This window comes from Marinomonas mediterranea MMB-1, from assembly GCF_000192865.1.
GTDB classification, from domain to species: Bacteria; Pseudomonadota; Gammaproteobacteria; order Pseudomonadales; family Marinomonadaceae; genus Marinomonas; species Marinomonas mediterranea.
In genome coordinates this window covers 355,271-374,219 of sequence record NC_015276.1, presented here as the reverse complement: position 1 = coordinate 374,219, position 18,949 = coordinate 355,271, and the positions used below count along the sequence as shown (strand labels likewise).

The window sequence follows — 18,949 nt, the reverse complement described above, 5'->3', positions numbered from 1 at the left end:
ACATCACGCATTAAATCGTTTATTTCATGACTCTACACTGAACTTTCGCTGCGATTCTTCCACCTAGATCAGGACATTTAGATGACGGGACAAGAGCATGCAGCCACAAACGACGTTCGGATTTAATTACATTGAAGAGTTCAACTGCCTCGCGGATGCATGCGAGGACAATTGTTGCAGCGGGGATTGGCGTATTGCCATCGACGACAAGCAAGTAGAAACGTATCGCAACAATTACCCTGATATTTTCAACATCATCGCCAAAGATAATGGCGGCTATATCATGTCTCGAAAAGACTCGACTTGTGCTGGTAATGACGGCGGCCTTTGCTCGATTCACCGAGACTATGGTGAATCCGTTCTTTCTAATACCTGTATCAACTTTCCTCGTCTGTACCGCTCAATTGGACAACATTTTACCAAAGGTGGCACCATGAGCTGTCCGGAAATAACCCGCAAGTGTCTGTTTGACAAACGTCCTTTTGACATCGTCGAAAGCAAGCTGCCAGATAACCACAGCGGTGGTGAAGACATACCAAAAAGTAACGCATTATCTATTACAGATGCGAACTGGAAAAGCACCCTTTCCAGTCTGCTTACCTTAGTTCTCGATGAGCAATACAACATTGAGAGCACGCTTTATTCATTGCAAACTGTCATCCCAAGGTTGGAATCGTCGCCAATGGATGCATGGCCAGAGATCTTATTCGCATGCGACCTTAAGAACATTAACGACGTTCAGATCGACTCTGACGATAGCATCAGACATTATGAAAAAGTCACCATGTTACTTGGAACATTACTGGAGCATCTTGATCGTCCCAGCGCTTCTGACCTTCCTCGCCAACAGGCCGTTCAATCATTTGAGGTTATTTCAGAACAATCAGAGCCAACACGTGTAAAAATCCAGCCTCTTTTAAAGCAATATCATAGTGAGCTTGATAGCGTGTGGATTCAAACCACGTTAAAGCGATTTGTCGCAGCGGAAATGACTCGCTGTGGTTTTCCGTTTATTTCTGAAACCTCGATCGGAAAAGACTACGGAGAAAACCTAACAGAGTGGTTTCATACTCTCTGTGCGCGCACGTTAGCATTGCGATTACACTTGGTGATCCAAGCGGTTCATAGCGTGACTCAAGAAGACCTAACACCAAAAAAAAAGTGGATAGTGGACTGGGTATACAATTACTGTAGGAAGATTAACCATGAGCGTTCAGGCGCCATGGAAAGAGCACTGCGCAATGTAGTAAGCGAAGAAGGTCTTGATGATCTATGGCAGTTTAATCAAATGTGATGTTAAGAAATCGCAATAGGAAAGTGTCGCTTTCCTATTGCGCTAACACTTTAGTATTGGTTAGACAAAACCCATTTGTCGGCATTTTCCATCTCTAAAGCACGCTTTATTAACTCTTCACGTTCTTCAGAATCTTGAGCATGAAAGTCAATGTGTGTACGTACACGACCAGCATCTTTGTCATGTTTTAGCTCATATTCGACAGTGATAGGGAAAATGGTCATTTCACCATTCTTTACAATTAAAGGAATCGTTTTTCCGTCTTGCAAAGGATAAACTTTTCCTTTGCCGCCCGACGCACGAATTCTATTTCTCGAAGCGGCATCAATACGATAGCCTGTCACTTCATACTCACCCGCTGGAATAGTGTCATTGACATTAAAGTCGTTAACACCTGATGGTGGGTCAATTAAGATCGATAAATTGGGATCATTATTCAGGATAAAATGAGTCACTAAATAACCATTGGTCTTAGCCTTAATATTCGCTTCGAAAGGCGCTAATACTAGGGTCTCGTATCCCTCTTCAGGTTGAGGTAGCGACTTACACCCCACCAATAGAACAACGCCAATCGACATCGCAATAGCAGATACTATACTTCGTATTTTGTTCATTTCCTTACAATCCTTGAGATATTGATAAAAACAAGGGCGCATTCTGTCAATTTTCAGTAAGCAAATCAACGACAGACAGTTAGTCACTAATAAAAGCTATCCGTGAGCCTCAACAGACCTTAACCATTCCCAATCACTTGTCACCTGCTTGGCATAGTCTCGCTGCGATTGGATTAACCCATCCCAAGCCTCGCTAGAGGTTTCTACTACGGCTTTTTCAAACTGATTGGAGCGACGATCTGAACGAGCATGAGCCAGTGCGAGCACGACGCCACATGCTTCGGCATAATCCGCGAAACCACCTTTTTCAGCTCGCTTACCACAGGCAATGTCTTCTGGGTCGATCCCTACCCGAGCGTGATGTCGAGAGCGCACCAGCCAAGGCGCTTTTTTCCACATCACGTCGTCTAACACAAGGTCAGGGTTACGCTGCATACGGCGCTGACAATTAACGGTTAAGTGGGCGGGATTAAGTTGATTAATCGGGCTCAGGTCATGAAACTCATACAAGGGAGCCGCAGCTCGCTGTTTCTTTACTTCGACAATATGACAAAGGCTTATTTCTGCTTTTGAGAGCAATGGATTGGGGCCAACAAGTAAATAGTAACGTGTCATGTTGACCGAGCCTGTCCCCGCACCGAGCCTCACAACAATGTCCAAAATCGAATCATCGACATACGGCGCAAATGCTTTCTCTAATTCTCGATATTCCGCACACTCTATTCGACTAAACCTATCCGAGATATCGCGAAAACGCGGTGACTGCTCATTTAAATCAACGCTTAAGTCTACCGCTTTCGCAAGCGAGCTTTTGATTAAGAAGTCTTCCCCTAAATCCATGCGCTTTATGGCTTTTTGCTCTGGTTTAAACAGAATGTGCTCATTATCAACCCCGTTGAGAACATGGCTGTAATCCCATGTTTTTTCGACTAACTTTTCACACGCCGAACGATAACCATGGATAAATAACAGCAATGCGTTTTGTACCGCTGCATCGTCCACAACTTTGCTTTTAGAAAGCGGTTCTAACGGAACATAACGACCCGCTAAGACGCCCTGACAATGATCTGCAGCTAAGATCAAACTCACACCAAAGCGAAGGAGATCCCAGCCTGCGAAGCCAACGCACGCATCATCAAAGTCATTCGGTGCAAAAATCACCTCTTCACCGTGAGAACCTTCTTCACTGAAAAAGCCGAAGTTGGAAATGTGGCAATCCCCCATGATCATGGCTTGCGGCCACTGATTGATTCCATGAGGCAATTCCACTTTAGAGTGGGCTAAGTCGCGGTAAAAGACAGACGACGCACCACGCAGCATAACAAAAGGGCTAACGGCCATTTTTCGATGTTTTTCCAACCCAGAGCCTGGCTGCACACCATCAACACGGGTCATCACCTGGTTTAGCTCTTCTACTCTATCTGGCATGGACACTCCAATTCGTTACTTTCGTTGCTTTCGTTACTTGGCCGCCGACTCCATTGTCCGAGCTAACTCAAAGTCACGCTCAGAAATGCCACCAACATCATGGGTCGTAAGCTGGATATTCACCTTGTTATACACATTGAACCATTCTGGATGATGGTTCAATTTCTCGGCACTCAAAGCACATTCTGTCATAAATCCAAATGCTTGAGAAAAATTCTTAAATTGAAACTGTTTCGTCAGTTTTTCATTTTCAATATGCCACGGACTGTCCAATGGCTGATTAAGATCGATTAACGCCGCGACAATTTGCTCTTCTGATAATTTGTTCATAGTTCATCCATTAAATTGGGTTAGGGTCGTCGCCATAAGTTTAGACAACTTTATGCCGCTCTATACCGCTAATAGAGCAAACATTCTAAACCGCTCTGGATTTAATAATCGGCATTCGAATTAAACCTAAGGCAAAGAGCATTCCAACACACACCGCCGTTAGACCAACGGACTCGGTCAAGTTAATCGTCTCACCCAAGATGATGACACCCAAAATCAATGCCACAGGCGGGACAAACGCAGCGAATATCGCTCCTCTTGATGCACCGAGGTAACTGACACTTTTCGCATAGCAATACAAAGCAACGATCGCGGCAAGCACGCCTTGATAAAAACCATGCTGCAAAATAAGTTCAATCGGAACCTCCTGCACAACCTGAGCCGTAAAGGGAATACAAGCGATACCAGACACCACTGAGACCATAGCGGTTGCCACCCAAGAAGGAATTTTCCAGTATTTGCTAAATAGGGTGAAAGATGCCCACAAAGCGCCACAACCCACAAACATAAAATCGCCCATCAGCACAGCGTGATTAATTTCGCTCCCGTCACTAAAACTGCGGCTAGCTATCAGCACGACGCCCGCCAAAATAAGACTGATGCCTAATCCTCGTGCTAGCGATATTTTTTCCTTAAATAAAAAAATACTGCCCAACGTAGAAAACACCAGCATAGTACTCGGACCAATCGCGCCAAAATGGGCACTTGAAGAATACGTAATCCCAGTGGTCGCCAAATAAGCATATGGCGCTCCGGCTCCTATCGCCAATAACAAGCCTTTACTAAACAAATACTTCAGCTTAACGGCTTGATAGATCAGGATTGGCAGGAGTAAAACGCCCGAGACAATAAAACGCAATGTCACAATATCAACAGGCGACAGATGTTGAAGCGAGGCGACTTTTGAAAATACTGGCCAACTTCCCCATATTAGGGACGCTAGTACCCCCAGCGAAATCCCTTTAATTGTGTTGTTATCTGAACTCTGCATTGCCTCTACTCCTTTCTTAGTTATGCTATACAGTCTAACTCGTTTAACATTCGTTTCGCGGCTAACATTAACAGCTTCAGAAGATTAACTGCGTTTTTTCAAACTTTAAGAAGATTTTCTGCACATGAGAGCACTATGGACAATTTTGATTTGGAAATACTTGATCGATTGCAACGAAACAGTCGGATAACAACGGAAACACTCGGAATAGAAATCGGATTGTCCGCAACGGCAGTACAACGGCGCATAAAGAAGCTCAAAGAAACGGGGATAATCGATAAAGAAATCGCCGTGGTTAACGAAGCGAAGCTCGGAAGCGCCGTTACAGTCATTATTGAAGTCGCCATGAAACGCGGCGGAACGGACGTTATCGACGCTTTCCAAAAGAAAACACAATCCTTCAACTGTGTGCAGCAATGTTATTACGTTGCAGGAGAAAATGACTTCATTCTCATTGTAAAAGCCGATAGCTTACAACATTATGAAGAAATTACGCGAGACCTACTTCTTAACGATAAGAACATTCATAAGTTTTATTCCAATATCGCGATGCAAAATGTAAAAGTAGGATTGGAATACCCGATAAGAAAAGACAAAAGAACGATCACTTAAAATACGCGCTACGAAACCCAATGGGTGCCATTTGGTTCGCAACGCGTATAAGTGAGTCCTCTAAACCGCAATATAACGATTCTATTTTATGAACTTCACCTTCTCGTGAATTCGCTCAAGAATCGCGCCTTTACGTTCATTAAAGGTCTTCTTGTTTTCTTCGAATATGTTATTGCCTTTGGTATCGATGGAGATGATCAGAGGACCAAACTCTTTAACACGATTTACCCAAAGCGTTTCAGGCATACCTAAATCACGCCACTCAGCCGCTTCTATGGCTTCAACCTTTGTGGCAGCAACAACAGCACAGCCACCTGGGAATACGGCGTGTACAGCATTGTTTTCCAAACACCCTGCAGCGGTTTCTTCGCCCATTCCACCTTTACCAATGATCATTTTAACGCCGGTTTCTTCAATAAACTGACGCTCAAATTTTTCCATTCGCATACTGGTCGTTGGGCCAATGGAAACCATTTCAAACGATCCGTCGTCTTTCTCACGAACAATTGGGCCCGCATGAAAAATAGCCCCGCCGCGTACATCAACCGGAAGCTGCTGTTTCAGCTCAATAAGTCGACGGTGAGCAACATCACGACAGGTTACAAGGTGACCTGTCAGATACACGATATCCCCTACATTTAGGTCCGCTAGTGCCTCATCGGTAATCGGCGTTGTTAAGATTTTTTTCATAGCGTTACACCCTCGTGAGAGATGATTTCGTAGCTCAGGTCGGCATTAAATTTAATGGTTCCACGACGATGCGCCCAACAACCCGTTGATACAGCAACACCAATCGTTGAAGGGTGGCGTGCAGACGATTCGATGTTCACACCCATTACTGTGTTGTCACCCGTTAACCCTTGAGGCCCGATGCCAACTTCATTAAGCCCTTCTTCTAATAACTCTTCCATTAAGGCTGCATTAGCGTTCGGGTTGCTTGTATCAACAGGACGCAAGATCGCTTTTTTCGACAAACGTGCTGCCGTTTCAACGGAAGTTGACACACCGACTCCAACCAACAATGGAGGGCACGCGTTAACGCCTCGCGAGGTAATTACGTCAAAAACAAAATCCGCGACGCCTTCATACCCTTGCCCCGGCATCAATACTTTTGCGTGGCCTGGTAATGTACAACCACCGCCAGCCATGTACACTTCGATTTCTGCGGTATCTTCATTCGGAAGAATTTCCCAGTCTAACCAAGGAATATTAGACCCCGTGTTCGTACCGGTATTTTTCTCATCAAACGTCTCGACCGCATTGTGTCGAAGAGGCCCTCTTTCAGTCGCACCTAACGTTGCGGCACGTAGAATTTCCTCTAACTCTCCAATCAAAGGAAACTTGGCTCCAACTTTAAGAAAATACTGAATAACGCCTGTATCCTGACAGCTCGGTCTATCGAGCTTATCTGCCGCTTCTTGGTTTTCTGCCATTGTGTCGTAAATTTCAATGGCCATCGGGTTTTTTTCTTTCTTTCTTAACTCGGCCTGCTTTTTCTTTACGTCTGTAGGTAATCGTTTGCCGATGTAGCTGGTGAACCTACTCATTACATCCGACATGTGTTCTATGGATTGCTCGTTGCCCATATCTCCCCCTTATTATTGGTTTTTTACGATAGGCTGGTGATATGATTCTAGGGTTCTGGCATAAAATCAGTTAAAAATAAAAGACAGACACTTTTTCCCTGGAGGCAACAGTGGACCCGACTTCTGAGTATGATTTCTTTATTTCTCTGGCAAGAAATGGAGCGCTTTCAGCCACCGCACGCGAGCTCAACTTAACGCCCTCTGCCGTTACGAAAAGACTCACTAATTTAGAATCTCGTCTGGGAGTTCGGCTCGTTAACCGCACAACTCGAAAAGTAAGTTTGACCAATGAAGGAGAGGTCTATTTAGAGTACATAAAGAACATTAAAGAACAGATCGAAGAGATGGAAGCGGTCATTACCAAGCGCAGAAGTACACCAAGAGGCCTCCTACGTGTTAATGCGCCACTAGGTTTTGGAAGAACCTACATTGCCCCCATTCTTTCAGAATTTCTATCCGAGAACCCAGCTGTTGAGATACAACTCATGCTGACAGATCGACCAATGACGCTTCCCGACGATTCCATTGATGTTTGTATTCGATTTGGGCAAGCCCCAGATTCTCGTGTCATTGCACGAAAAATAGCCCCAAACAGACGTTTAGTCTGCGCTGCGCCAAGTTATCTAAAACGTTATCCCAAACCCAATAGCCCCGCAGATCTTGCTGAGCATAACTGCATCATTATCAAACAAAATCAACAAGTTGCAAGCGCGTGGCGTTTCTATAAAAACGGTAAAGAAGAGGTTATCAAAGTAAAAGCCAACATGGTAACCAATGATGGAGAAATCGCATTGCGGTGGGCGATTGACGGCCACGGTTTGGTCATGCGTGCGGAATGGGATTTGGCAAAATACATACGCCAAGGCAAGCTTGAAATCGTCTTGGAAGACTATGAAACCCCCGAGGCCGACATCTACGCTGTTTATATGGAAAGACAAAACCAATCGGCAAAGCTAACGCGCTTTTTGGATTATCTTCAAGATTCATTTCTTAACAGCGAAAACAAAGAAAGATCCTTTTGGTAGGACCTTTCTTTGTTACGTGCTTAAGATCAAGCGGTGCTAAAGCGTTCTAGACCTTCTAAACCACGTCTTAGAAGAGTAAGCCTTCTGGCATACGCAGAAGAAGAACCTCTTTCATCAACAGGTAGAATGCTCCAACTATAACCACTGAAACCGACACATTTTTAAGCATGGGAATCATTTTAGGTTTATCGAAATTTGCAATTAACATAATCAATGTAAATGCGAGTAACGATGAAAGCGCAAAACCTAATGTCGACATAGACAAAGTCCAACCGCCAACAACAACGATCACCCCTAACTGACGCCCATTGGGAACGACACAGAGTTCAGAAAACTTCGTCTCACTCGAACTCTTAAGACTTTTAACAAGCAACAACGCCGCAATACCTAACATTGCATAAAGTATGTAGCTTGGGAAAACAGAACCCAAAGGTGACATTCCGCCCATTTGCGTAAGCAATACACCACCCACAACCATAACCAACCCAGTCATCACAATATTGGATGTTTTGTGGTTCAACGTCGTGTCTTGAGTTACAACCTTTTTTTTGCGTGCCATCCAAAGAGGAAACACCAATGCAAAGATCGCACAAAGAATGATTCCTATTGATATCGGCCGTCCAAAGAACATTTCGAGCACTCGCCCCTGCGCGGAGCCAATTAAATAGGTTTGAACAAAGCCCTGTTCGGCAATTTTTCCGAGCACCAGCCCCAATACAATGGGCGAAGCACTGAAACCAAACTTCGACAATACCCATGCAACAACACCCAAAGAGAACATAACAAAGGTATCATGTGGATTACTGTGAATTGCATAACTACCAATAACGGTAAGGAATGCTACAGTAGGCACAAGCAACTGCTTTGGTGTTTTCGCTATCGATTTGTACGCATATTTACCGAGGATTAACCCAACAGGAAGCATTAATAACGTTGCGATCAACAAACCATAGATGAAAGTATAAACAATACTTCCCTGCTCGGTGAAAAGCGTCGGGCCTGTTTTGATTCCTTGAACCAAAAGAGCCCCTAATATAATGGCATCTGGTGGCGTTCCTGGAATCCCAAGCACTAACGTCGGGATAAACCCTCCACCTACTGTCGCATTATTAGCCGATTCCGTCGCGATAATGCCATCCGGTGCGCCTTTACCAAACTGCTCCGATTCTTTAGAACTACGACGCGCTTCAGTATACGAAACCAACCCAGCAATAGAACCACCCGCTCCCGGTAAAATGCCCACGATTGTGCCAATTACGGAACTGCGAAATAAATTAAATTTACGCTTAATAATCAGCTGAAATGCCGACGTCAGAGATGACTCACCCGAAGCGGAAGCAAAGTTGAGGTGCGGCGTTTTCGTTGCTACGAGATCTATGATTACCGGCATACAATACAGCCCGATAATCGCTGATGTAATGTCGATGCCTCCTAATAAGGAAACTTGATCAAACGTAAAGCGTACGTCTCCGCCCACAACGGCGACACCGACTGTGGACAAAATTAAGCCGATGCACGCGCCTATGAGGCCTTTTAGTGTATTACCGACAGACAAGGCTGAAATCAGCGTCAGGCCAAATACCGCCATCCAAAAGTATTCCGCGGGGCCAAACGCCAGCGCAACTTCGGCAAGTGGTGGAGCAAGCAGCAAGAGTGCGATTCCTCCTACGAGTCCCCCTCCGACAGAGGCAAAAGTCGCTAGAGAAATCGCAAGCGCGCCTTTCCCTTGTTTTGCCATAGGGTAACCGTCAAAGGTCGTCGCGATTGCGGAAGGAGTGCCCGGCGTATTTACCAGAATAGCGGCGAACGCTCCGCCATATATTGCTCCCGTATAAATAGCACCCAATACGATGAGACCCGAAGCGGGCCCCATCACATAGGTAAATGGCACTAACACGGCAACCGCCATTGTCGCAGAAAGCCCTGGCATCGCACCAATCACAGTACCTGCAATGACACCGACCAGTGCTAACATCAAATTAAGTGGAGTCAGGGCTTCCACTAAATAGCTGAGTAGGTCCATGATGTGCTCCCGCGCTTACTTAGTTAAACCAAGTAGCTCAGCGACTCCTTGATATTCTTTTTGATTCGCTTCTAGGAAGGCATCCATTTCTTTGTAAGAAATATCCGTTAACACGAACCCATTATCTTCCATTTTCTTAACAAACTCAGGATCTTTGTTAATTTCACCGATAATATTAGACAACTTCATGCGTACGTCTTCTGGTGTCGATTTTGGTACGGCAACACCACGATACGCACCGCCGACTAAGTTAATGCCAAGCTCTTTGAACGTCGGTACATCCGGAAAAGCAGACAAGCGTTTTTCTGAAGAAACAGCCAACATTCTGAGTTTATCGCCTGCACTTGCGCCCGACGTAGCGTAGGCAAAACCTGCTGTTAGCTGGTTGCCCATCAGTGAAGTCATTGCAGGCCCAATACCGCTAAAAGGAACATACGTTGTCGTTAGGCCGGTAAACTTATCAAATAAAGTCTGGCCGATATGGTTAGCTGAGTTGGAACCGGAACCTGCAAACGTTACCATTCCTGGGTTTTTCTTCGCGAATGAGGTCAAATCACTCAGCGTTTTAAATTTGCTGTTCGCTGGAACGAAGATCGCATTTGGCGTGTAATGGAAATAATATACGGGCGTCAGTTCTTCTGTTTTATAACCAGAATCTTTCACGATTGGCTGCATAATCGTATGAGGGATATTAATACCCATCACAGTATGCCCGTCTGCCTCCATTCCATTAAGCTGAGACCAAGCGACGGCTCCACCAGCACCCGGCATGTATTGAATAACCGTTTTTACACCCGCATGTTTTTCAAACACGGTTTGCTGAAAGCGTGCTGATAAATCAGATTCTCCGCCTGCATTAAAAGGCAGAATGTAGTTAATGGGTTTGGATGGGTAGTCATCCGCAATGGATGCTGCTGAAAATGATACGAGGCCGGCAGTAACAGCGGCTAGTAATGGCTTTGAAAGTCGAGCGAATTTATTTTTATTCATTATTTTACCCTTTATAATTTTTTTAGGATTGGCAAAAACACTATAACCATATGCGAATGGCCTTACGCCTTCTGAGGGTTAAATCTTTATTTACTTTTTTTCAATAATCAAACAACACAGGCACAAATAAAAATTGGCCATACGAAACCGCATTTAAACAGGCGCCGCTCGTCGCTTTATAGGCGTCGCTTTCACGATGGACGTACTCGTCTCAGCAATTTCATTAATATTCATCAGTATATCGTCCAATTCATGAATATCTCTTAGACACAATCGCCCATAAAAACAGTCCTCTCCCGTCACTCGATCACACTCAATAAACTGTGGAATCGACGTAAGTAACGCTTCGAGTTCTTTCATTTTTCCTGACAGTTGCCGAATACGAACGATCGCCGTTAAACTATAGCCTGCTTTTTCAGGATCAACCTCAACACGATACCCAGAGATAACACCTGTTTCTACAAGGCGCTTAAGCTGCCCACCAGCCTGATCGCCATTTTATCTTTCATCTATCCAATCACTGCTCTGATTGTTGACCATTTGGCTTTTGGTCCACACATCTCTTTAACCCCGATTGCCGGCGTAGTTCTAATACTCCTTTGCGTATGTGCCGTAAAGTTTAATTGGTCTGTGGCATCGGCATTAAAGCCAAAGAAAGCCTTATACGATCGCCCTTTCTAAGTGCTTTGAAGTGCGCTCTAACTGCTAAATTGGTGCGCCATAATCCACTATGACGTATCTTATTAAACCTCAAAAACACAATTCCATAACAAAAAAGAGGTTATTTATTCTTTATATTTCAAAAGGTTAAAAACAACAATTTGCAATCCCGCACAACATGGAACAAATGTTGCTCCTAAATTGATATCTGAAACTAAAGCGTCACCCGCCTAAGTGCGAGGGCATTTTTACACATTTATCATTACGTCTCGGAGCATTCAACATGAAGTCAGTGTTACGTTTATCCCTTTTAGCCAGTTTAGTCAGCGCCACGTCAGCCTTCGCGGCAGACAAGGTAACGTTCCAATTGGATTGGCTACCCGGAGGGGATAAAGCCCCTGTGTACGTTGGTATTCAAGAAGGTTTTTTTGAAGCCTTAGACCTTGATGTAAGCATTGCCAGTGGACGAGGCTCAACCGACGCGTTAACTAAGATGGCAACAGGTCAATCTGATATCGGCAGCTCTGATATCGGCGCACTGATGGCCGCTAAGGCACAAGAAGATGTGCCTGTCGTGGCGGTCTTACCTTACTTCACTCAAGCTCCGCATGCGTTTTTTGCACTCAAGAGTAGCGGTATCGATTCAATTGAGAAGCTGGAAGGCAAAAAAGTCGCAACGTCGCCTTTCACTTCTTCGAATGCCTTTTTGCCACTTGTATTGAAAGAGAATGACCTGTCCGAAAGTGATATCAAGCTGGTTAAATCAGACCCTGGTGCACTCGGCCCGATGATGATTACAGGTAATACGGATGCCATTATTGCTTGGGTAACGAATACCGCGCTGTTTACTTCGCAAGCCGCTGAAGCAGGAAAAGAGATCGTAGAACTGCCTTGGTCTAGTGCTGGCTTGTCTCTGTACAGTTCCTCACTTTTAGCGTCTGAACGCTTCTTAGAAGAGCGTCCAGACGTCGCAAAACGCTTTATTAAAGCGTACAAAAAGTCGATTGAGTTTACCTACTCCTACCCAGACAAGGCAGGTGAAGCGTTACACAATATGGTACCTGAGGTCGACGCTGGCATTGCAGCTGCTCAAATTAAGAGCATTACAAACCTTGTTTACAACGATGTCACGGAAAAGGATGGTTTTGGTCAATTTGAGCAAACTCGCCTAATGCAAACCTGGGACTACGTCGCTGAAGCGAATTCTCTTTCAACGGATGCACTTGATCCGAAAGACGCCGTCAATTTGAACTATTTGCCTGATTAATACTGACAAACAGTTCATTTGATTAGGAGCAGTACATGACTTCCCAACAGCAAACCGCGTTTGTCTGCATGGAGGGCGTTGGACATAAGTACGACTTATCGCCAAACGCCCCCATGGCAGTGCAAGATATCAACCTCAATATCCACCGCCACGAATTTGTGGCGGTGGTTGGACCTTCCGGTTGCGGTAAATCCACTCTTTTACGCATGGTCGCGGGTTTACTTATCCCGTCCCACGGCTCTGTCAGTATTTTTAATAATCCGGTTGTTGAGCCTCGTGACGATGTCGGGATCGTCTTTCAAAAGGCGAACCTTCTTCCTTGGTTAAATGTGAAAAAGAATGTTTTATTTCCTTTGAAGCACAAATACGGAAGGTACTCCAAAGACGACGAAAAGCGCGCTGACGAATTACTAAATATGGCCGGGCTCAGTCAATTTTCAGAAAAAATGCCCGATGAGCTCTCCGGTGGTATGCAACAGCGAGTGGGTATTGTTCGGGCGTTATTGCTCAACCCAGACATATTATTAATGGATGAACCCTTTTCGGCACTGGATGCATTAACAAGAGAACAAATCGGATTCGATTTACTCAAAATTTGGCATGAAAAGCCAAAAACAGTGCTCTTTATCACTCATTCGATTAATGAAGCGGTATTGCTTGCTGATCGAATACTGGTCATGAGTAAGCGCCCGGGCTCAGTGTTGGACCTCATTAAGGTAGACCTCCCCAGACCACGTACATCGAAAACAATTAACGATCCCAAATTTGTCGCATTAACTGACACCATTAGAGGACATATATATGAGCCAAGCGTCCCTGCCTAAAAGCGCTTTAGGGCGGCAACTCTATCGATTTGCTCCTGCGCTTTTCTTCATCGTCTTAATTGCGTTGTGGGAACTTGTTTGTCAGGTAGGCAACGTGCCGAATTATATATTACCGGCACCTTCTGCCATTGTTTCGGCTTTTTTCGACGTAGAGATTTCTCGATGGCTTACCCACCTCTGGGCGACATTGCGTGTTGCACTAATGGGTTTTGCCTTGTCGATTCTAATTGCGATACCACTTTCAATTGGCATGATTCGATCTGAGCTCTTAAATAGAACCTTATATCCTGCTCTGATTGTCATTCAATCGACGCCTGTTGTCGCCGTTGCACCCTTGATCATTGTATTACTCGGCACAGACGATCCTTCTAGAGTATTAATCACCTGTTTGATTACGTTTTTTCCATTGGTCGTTTCAACAACAACAGGCATGTTAGAAACACCACCCGAAATGATTGAATTAAGCCAATCTTTACGCGCGCCAAGATATCGTGAAACGTGGCAGATCCGGATCCCGTATGCAATTCCTCATATTTTTAGCGGCTTACGAGTGTCCATTACCCTCGCCATTATTGGCGCGGTTGTCGCCGAATTTGTCGCAGCAGAAAAAGGGCTTGGGTATTTCATTCAATTCTCAACATCGTTTTTCAAAATACCACAGGCGTTTGCTGGACTGATCTTTTTAGCCGCAATCAGTTTGTTGCTATTTAAATCCGTGCAATGGATACAAATGTACTTTTTCCCTTGGAGTTTACCGAAGAAAAAATAACGAATAATGCGTGAGAATGACTATGAATTCAGCGAATGAACTAAACGAAATAGACACTCAACTACTGAAAAAAACCTTCCGATTAGCTGAAGATGCAAAGCAGAAAGGGATTCACCCATTTGCTGCGATTCTCGCCGATGATCAAGGGCAGATACTTATGGATCAGATCAACGGTTATCTGCCGGATTTGGACATGACGGGGCACGCTGAACGCAAACTTATGACACGAGCCAGTAAAGCCTATCGGCCTGACTTTTTGGCGAAATGCACGCTCTATATTTCTGCTGAGCCTTGCGCGATGTGTGCAGGTTCGGCTTATTGGGCGGGTGTAGGTCGTGTTGTTTACGGTTTAAGTGAAGCCCGATTAAAACGCATCACAGGTAATCACCCCGAAAACCCGACATTAGATTTACCGTGTCGAACCGTTTTTAATTCAGGGCAACGCGACGTTGAAGTCCTCGGTCCTTGCCTTGAAGACGAAGCAGCAAAACTCCAAGAAGGGGTGTGGTAAAACAAAAATACACGAGGAGTAGAAGCTGGCAGGTGGGTCACACTAGGTCATTGCTCCATTCATCCTATACCGCGATAGAGAGACAACGGTATCGACATGTAAATGGAGAACGTAATGACCTATTCACTTGAAGAATTAAATAGAGAATCTGCTGTTGGTAACGCAGGCAAAGAAGCCAATGACAGAGAAATACGAGTCATCGATTTAAGCAACTTTGAACAACGCCGAAGTGAAATCACAGAACAGCTCTGGTCCGCTGCGACCGAAATAGGTTTTTTTCAACTCAGCCATCACGGGATTTCTAAAAGCGAAATCGATGCGGCATTTTTTGAATCAAACCGATTCTTCAACCTCAAAAAAAAAGTGAAAGAGCGATATCTAAGACCGAAAGGCATCAACGCGGGTTGGGAAAGTCGCAGCCAAATCAGGCCTTCCACAGGAACGGCAGACCAAAAAGAGTCCTACCAAATTACGCAATTCCATATGCAAGACCTCTGGCCAACAGAAGAGGAATTACCCGCCTTTCAGCATAATATGATGACGTTCGAAAATAAGTGCTGGTCATTAGGCATGAAGGTCCTGTCTTGTTTTGCCGACAAGCTGGGCTTTGAGCACGACTTCTTTTCAGACGCTCATGATCCGAATAAGCCGGATTATCAAAGCACTCTGCGTTTATTGCATTATTTTCCAACCGAGGGCGTCGATCAACAAGAGAACATTTGGCGAGCAGGCGCCCATACAGATTTTGATTGTCTTACCTTGCTGTTTCAGCATGAAGGGCATGGTGGATTGCAGGTTTGCCCAGGAAAAGAGATCGACAGCCAAAGCTGGACAAGCATTCCTCCAAGAAGCAATGTTGTGACCTGCAACATAGGCGACATGTTAATGAGATGGAGTGATGATCGGCTCAAATCAAACTTTCATCGTGTTCGTATGCCTTTAAAAGACGAATACTGTGGCAGTCGACACTCTATCGCGTTTTTTTGTCAGGCAAACAAAGAACAGACGATACAAGGCCCAGACAAGCGCTATCCACCGATAACAGCCAAAGATTTTTTAAACATGAGAATCCAAGCGAATTTTACCAAAGCCGACTATTAAAATTGGTCGCACTGCCAGCTGTATGGTTTCAGGTTACTTATAACTGACCTTATCGTCTTCCAACCATACAGTTTGACGAGGTATTGCCGCTATCTGACTCTACTTTCAGATTGGCCTGTACGCTATCGTCATACGTCGTCTACAAAAACTTGGAATTTGGTCATGCCGCTATATGCTCGCCTACTCGTTATGTTTATTCCCCTAATATGGGGTTTTAACTTTGTTGTCATTCGTTGGGGGGCAGAACACATGGATCCTGTGATGATGACCTGTCTAAGATTTACGTTTACCGCATTGCCATTAGCGTTCTTTCTTAAACGTCCTAACGTACCTATGTCTATGATTGCCTTACATGGGCTCCTTTTTGGCATTGGAATGTGGGGAGTAGTGAACCTTGCCGTCGCGCTCGGAACGCCAGCAGGTTTGTCTTCTATCCTGATGCAATCCGCCGTGTTTATGACGCTTATCATGGCGGTTATATTCTTTAAAGAGCGCCTCCCAATGGTAAAAAGTATCGGGGTCTTAGTCGCGTTTATCGGCTTTCTTCTGGTGGTTATGTACCGCGGTGAATCCGTTCCTGTTATAGGTATTGCGCTTATGTTTGTTGCAGCACTCAGCTGGACAGGCTGCAATGCGATCATTCGTCTCTATAAACCAGACAGGCCCATTAGCTTTATTGTTTGGTCGAGCGCTTTCGTCCCCGTACCGACACTTGTTATCGCAGCCATACAGCAATATGCGTCTTCTGGAATGATCGACACACAGCAGCTGATCCCGATGCCATCATTAAATGGTTGGCTATCCATTGTTTTTCAGTCATTGATAACAACGATTATCGGATATGGCATCTGGACGTGGGCCATAATGCGTTATGGGCTAGGAAATGTCACCCCTTACTCATTACTCGTGCCTGTATCTGGATTATTCTTTGGATGGGCAATCTACGAAGAAGCGCTTTCAAGCATGGAGGTGATTGGTTCCAGCGCTATTTTGGCAGGCTTAGCGATACTGTCCTATCCGGTCAAAGCCCCACATATAAATAAAAAGCCCGTACTTGAATAAGTATGGGCTTTTCAGGTTAAAGTGGTTTATTTTTTACCAACTTAGGGATAGGTCGGCTTACTAAAGTGTCGGCCATTAACAATGGCGTCCATAATCGAGGTGTACGTTGTGCTTCCTATCGTTGGGCTCATTAAATCCAAGTCATTGTAGCCTGTTGGCGCAGAACCACTTGAGTAAACTAACGCAGTAACATCAGTTTCATCTGTGAGTACGCTATCAATGTCTCTGTCGTAGCGGAATTCATTTCCTGTTACTTCAGTCTCGTAGAGACAGGACGTCGTCGGAGCATATCGAATATTACTTGAGGCCGAACTGCTCAGTTCGTACTGGTTACTTGAGCTAGAGTAGGACAAGAACTGGCGTTGAGCATAAGCATGTAATGTATGAGTTCCAGGCCCGGCCCAATTACAGTAAAGCCCTGTAATATCGCCACTCGTGGACGCATTCACTGAATCGCCATACCCATAGTAAGACTCACCATCGTTGCCACCAGAGTTCAAGCCAACGAACAATATTCGTGAGCTGCCATCACCAAATCCCGCTTGCCATGTATAAGCGTAAGAGCCGCTTCGGTCTGTTCGATCAAACTCTGCGGTTAAAATAGAAAAGTTATTATCCCATGCACTCGTAGGGCTCAAGTGTTGCAGTGTCTTACCCGTAATGGCTTCTGAGAAGTTAGTCTGATCATGCCCGCACAAATTACCGTATCTATGCTGAGTCACGATATTATCGCCGTTACGTTTATAATGAAGCGAGCCATTGTGGGTGATATTGGCACCACCGTGTGTGTCAGCAGTACAATTTCCTGAAGGGCTGTAATAATCGTCCATTTGATATTGAATCACCCCTTCGTACGCCGTTGATGACGACCCTGGCGTGTGTTCCATTCTAAGACCAATGGTTTGAGGTGTCGTTGCGCCCGTTGGTGGCGTTGAATCGGTATATTCAAACTCCAGCGTATACGACCAAACACCCGCACTGCTTTGACTCAACTGTGCCGTTGTAACCGAAATAGAGGATGGCATTCTAGAGCTGAGTGAGCTGCTCAGATCGACCGGCGTACCACCAGCAGTAGGCAATGAAACACCATCGAGTCGTGCGACTGCCAATAATCCAGCAAAGCTCATCATGGACATAAAGGTTCGGTTTGCGGCTCCGCGCATTTGTGCATTCAGCTCGGCTGCCGCACAGGCCTCGTTCGTTGATCCATTTGTTTCTGTCCAAATGCCCACATCACCTGAAGGAAGTGTCCCTGAATTACCCGCCGTTCCATCAGGGTGATTCGCATAAGGCACCGCGGGACCGAAACACTCTGCACTGCCAACATCCGTAAAGAAGTGAGAAATATCAAACTTTGAAGAAAAAGCGGATGCGCTGGCACTTACAGCTTCAATTTCCGTGGAAATTGCTTCCATACTGTACTTCGCATCTGATGCCGTTCTGTTTAGCATCCGAGATGCCGTTGTCGCGCTTGAAGAGCGTTGCAAAGGCGATGCGACAGAAAGCCCTGTAGGAAATTTGCCTTCCATTTCAACCGCAACCGAAGAACTAGAAGAGTTTGATGAAGAGCTCGAACTTCCTGAGCCGTCTAAATCGCATCCTGCGAGTGATACTGTGATAAAAACAACACTAAGTGACAATTTCTGCATAGCGACTCTCTCAACAAGACGCGCCCAACAAGAGACGCTCGACTAAACACTCTATCTTTAAAACACTCTCACAAACCAAATAAGAACGCCTTAAAATAACCAAATTGCATGTATGAAATAACTATAATAAAAATTTGCGCATTTTGTGCTTATTTTTATTGTTATTTTTCTATCGCCTATAACGTGTTTAATTAATAACTTTATTTAAAGTTT

General features: G+C 44.9%; 19 protein-coding genes. 9 read left to right on the top strand and 10 right to left on the bottom strand.

The window, feature by feature from the left end; all coding sequences use genetic code 11:
* Positions 1-97 precede the first annotated feature (97 nt).
* Positions 98-1,294, top strand: coding sequence for a flagellin lysine-N-methylase (gene fliB, locus MARME_RS01825; RefSeq protein WP_013659568.1), 1,197 nt, complete (start codon positions 98-100; stop codon positions 1,292-1,294).
* A 50-nt stretch (positions 1,295-1,344) separates the two neighbouring features.
* On the opposite strand, the gene MARME_RS01820 is transcribed toward fliB, so the two are convergent.
* The 4 genes from MARME_RS01820 to MARME_RS01805 form a co-directional block, all read right to left on the bottom strand.
* Positions 1,345-1,908: a hypothetical protein gene (locus MARME_RS01820; RefSeq protein WP_013659567.1), complete on the bottom strand. Its 564-nt coding sequence runs from the start codon at positions 1,906-1,908 to the stop codon at positions 1,345-1,347.
* A gap of 96 nt (positions 1,909-2,004) precedes the next feature.
* Entirely contained in the window at positions 2,005-3,336 is a 1,332-nt protein-coding gene (locus MARME_RS01815; protein WP_013659566.1) for a DUF2252 family protein, read from the bottom strand.
* A gap of 33 nt (positions 3,337-3,369) precedes the next feature.
* A complete protein-coding gene (locus MARME_RS01810) occupies positions 3,370-3,666 on the bottom strand; it encodes a 4a-hydroxytetrahydrobiopterin dehydratase (RefSeq protein ID WP_013659565.1) in 297 nt (98 codons plus the stop codon).
* Positions 3,667-3,751: 85 nt separating this feature from the next.
* Complete coding sequence (locus MARME_RS01805; RefSeq protein WP_013659564.1) at positions 3,752-4,657, bottom strand: DMT family transporter; 906 nt, start codon at positions 4,655-4,657, stop codon at positions 3,752-3,754.
* A 135-nt stretch (positions 4,658-4,792) separates the two neighbouring features.
* Here MARME_RS01805 and MARME_RS01800 point away from each other — a divergent pair, with 135 nt between their 5' ends.
* Entirely contained in the window at positions 4,793-5,269 is a 477-nt protein-coding gene (locus MARME_RS01800; RefSeq protein WP_013659563.1) for an Lrp/AsnC family transcriptional regulator, read from the top strand.
* An 81-nt stretch (positions 5,270-5,350) separates the two neighbouring features.
* On the opposite strand, the gene ttdB is transcribed toward MARME_RS01800, so the two are convergent.
* Positions 5,351-5,959, bottom strand: coding sequence for a L(+)-tartrate dehydratase subunit beta (ttdB, locus tag MARME_RS01795; protein ID WP_013659562.1), 609 nt, complete (start codon positions 5,957-5,959; stop codon positions 5,351-5,353).
* The gene (ttdA, locus tag MARME_RS01790) at positions 5,956-6,855 is read right to left on the bottom strand and encodes a L(+)-tartrate dehydratase subunit alpha (protein WP_013659561.1); all 900 of its coding nucleotides are present in this window, start codon (positions 6,853-6,855) and stop codon (positions 5,956-5,958) included. Before ttdA ends, ttdB begins: the two co-directional genes overlap by 4 nt.
* A gap of 110 nt (positions 6,856-6,965) precedes the next feature.
* Between ttdA and MARME_RS01785 the strand changes: the two genes are divergently transcribed.
* Positions 6,966-7,880 (top strand): LysR family transcriptional regulator, encoded by a 915-nt coding sequence (locus MARME_RS01785; protein ID WP_013659560.1) that lies wholly within the window; start codon positions 6,966-6,968, stop codon positions 7,878-7,880.
* Between the two features lie 67 nt (positions 7,881-7,947).
* Here MARME_RS01785 and MARME_RS01780 read toward each other — a convergent pair whose 3' ends face one another.
* From MARME_RS01780 to MARME_RS21265, 3 genes are all read right to left on the bottom strand, one after another.
* Positions 7,948-9,903 (bottom strand): tripartite tricarboxylate transporter permease, encoded by a 1,956-nt coding sequence (locus MARME_RS01780; protein WP_013659559.1) that lies wholly within the window; start codon positions 9,901-9,903, stop codon positions 7,948-7,950.
* Between the two features lie 15 nt (positions 9,904-9,918).
* Positions 9,919-10,893, bottom strand: a complete 975-nt coding sequence (locus MARME_RS01775) for a tripartite tricarboxylate transporter substrate binding protein (RefSeq protein ID WP_013659558.1) — start codon at positions 10,891-10,893, stop codon at positions 9,919-9,921.
* A 153-nt stretch (positions 10,894-11,046) separates the two neighbouring features.
* On the bottom strand, positions 11,047-11,253 hold the full coding sequence (locus MARME_RS21265) for an Lrp/AsnC ligand binding domain-containing protein (RefSeq protein WP_049787737.1): 207 nt from the start codon (positions 11,251-11,253) through the stop codon (positions 11,047-11,049).
* A gap of 583 nt (positions 11,254-11,836) precedes the next feature.
* On the opposite strand from MARME_RS21265, the gene MARME_RS01765 reads away from it, so the two are divergent.
* From MARME_RS01765 to MARME_RS01740, 6 genes are all read left to right on the top strand, one after another.
* Positions 11,837-12,820, top strand: a complete 984-nt coding sequence (locus tag MARME_RS01765; protein ID WP_013659557.1) for an ABC transporter substrate-binding protein — start codon at positions 11,837-11,839, stop codon at positions 12,818-12,820.
* Between the two features lie 35 nt (positions 12,821-12,855).
* Positions 12,856-13,644: an ABC transporter ATP-binding protein gene (locus MARME_RS01760; RefSeq protein WP_013659556.1), complete on the top strand. Its 789-nt coding sequence runs from the start codon at positions 12,856-12,858 to the stop codon at positions 13,642-13,644.
* Positions 13,622-14,413, top strand: a complete 792-nt coding sequence (locus MARME_RS01755; protein ID WP_013659555.1) for an ABC transporter permease — start codon at positions 13,622-13,624, stop codon at positions 14,411-14,413. The genes MARME_RS01760 and MARME_RS01755 overlap by 23 nt, the downstream gene beginning before the upstream one ends.
* A gap of 22 nt (positions 14,414-14,435) precedes the next feature.
* The gene (locus tag MARME_RS01750) at positions 14,436-14,924 is read left to right on the top strand and encodes a nucleoside deaminase (RefSeq protein ID WP_013659554.1); all 489 of its coding nucleotides are present in this window, start codon (positions 14,436-14,438) and stop codon (positions 14,922-14,924) included.
* Between the two features lie 114 nt (positions 14,925-15,038).
* Complete coding sequence (locus MARME_RS01745; RefSeq protein ID WP_013659553.1) at positions 15,039-16,025, top strand: isopenicillin N synthase family dioxygenase; 987 nt, start codon at positions 15,039-15,041, stop codon at positions 16,023-16,025.
* Between the two features lie 162 nt (positions 16,026-16,187).
* Entirely contained in the window at positions 16,188-17,087 is a 900-nt protein-coding gene (locus MARME_RS01740) for an EamA family transporter (protein WP_013659552.1), read from the top strand.
* A gap of 41 nt (positions 17,088-17,128) precedes the next feature.
* Here the strand turns inward: MARME_RS01740 and MARME_RS01735 are convergent, their stop codons facing one another.
* Entirely contained in the window at positions 17,129-18,736 is a 1,608-nt protein-coding gene (locus tag MARME_RS01735) for a hypothetical protein (protein ID WP_013659551.1), read from the bottom strand.
* Positions 18,737-18,949: the final 213 nt, after the last annotated feature.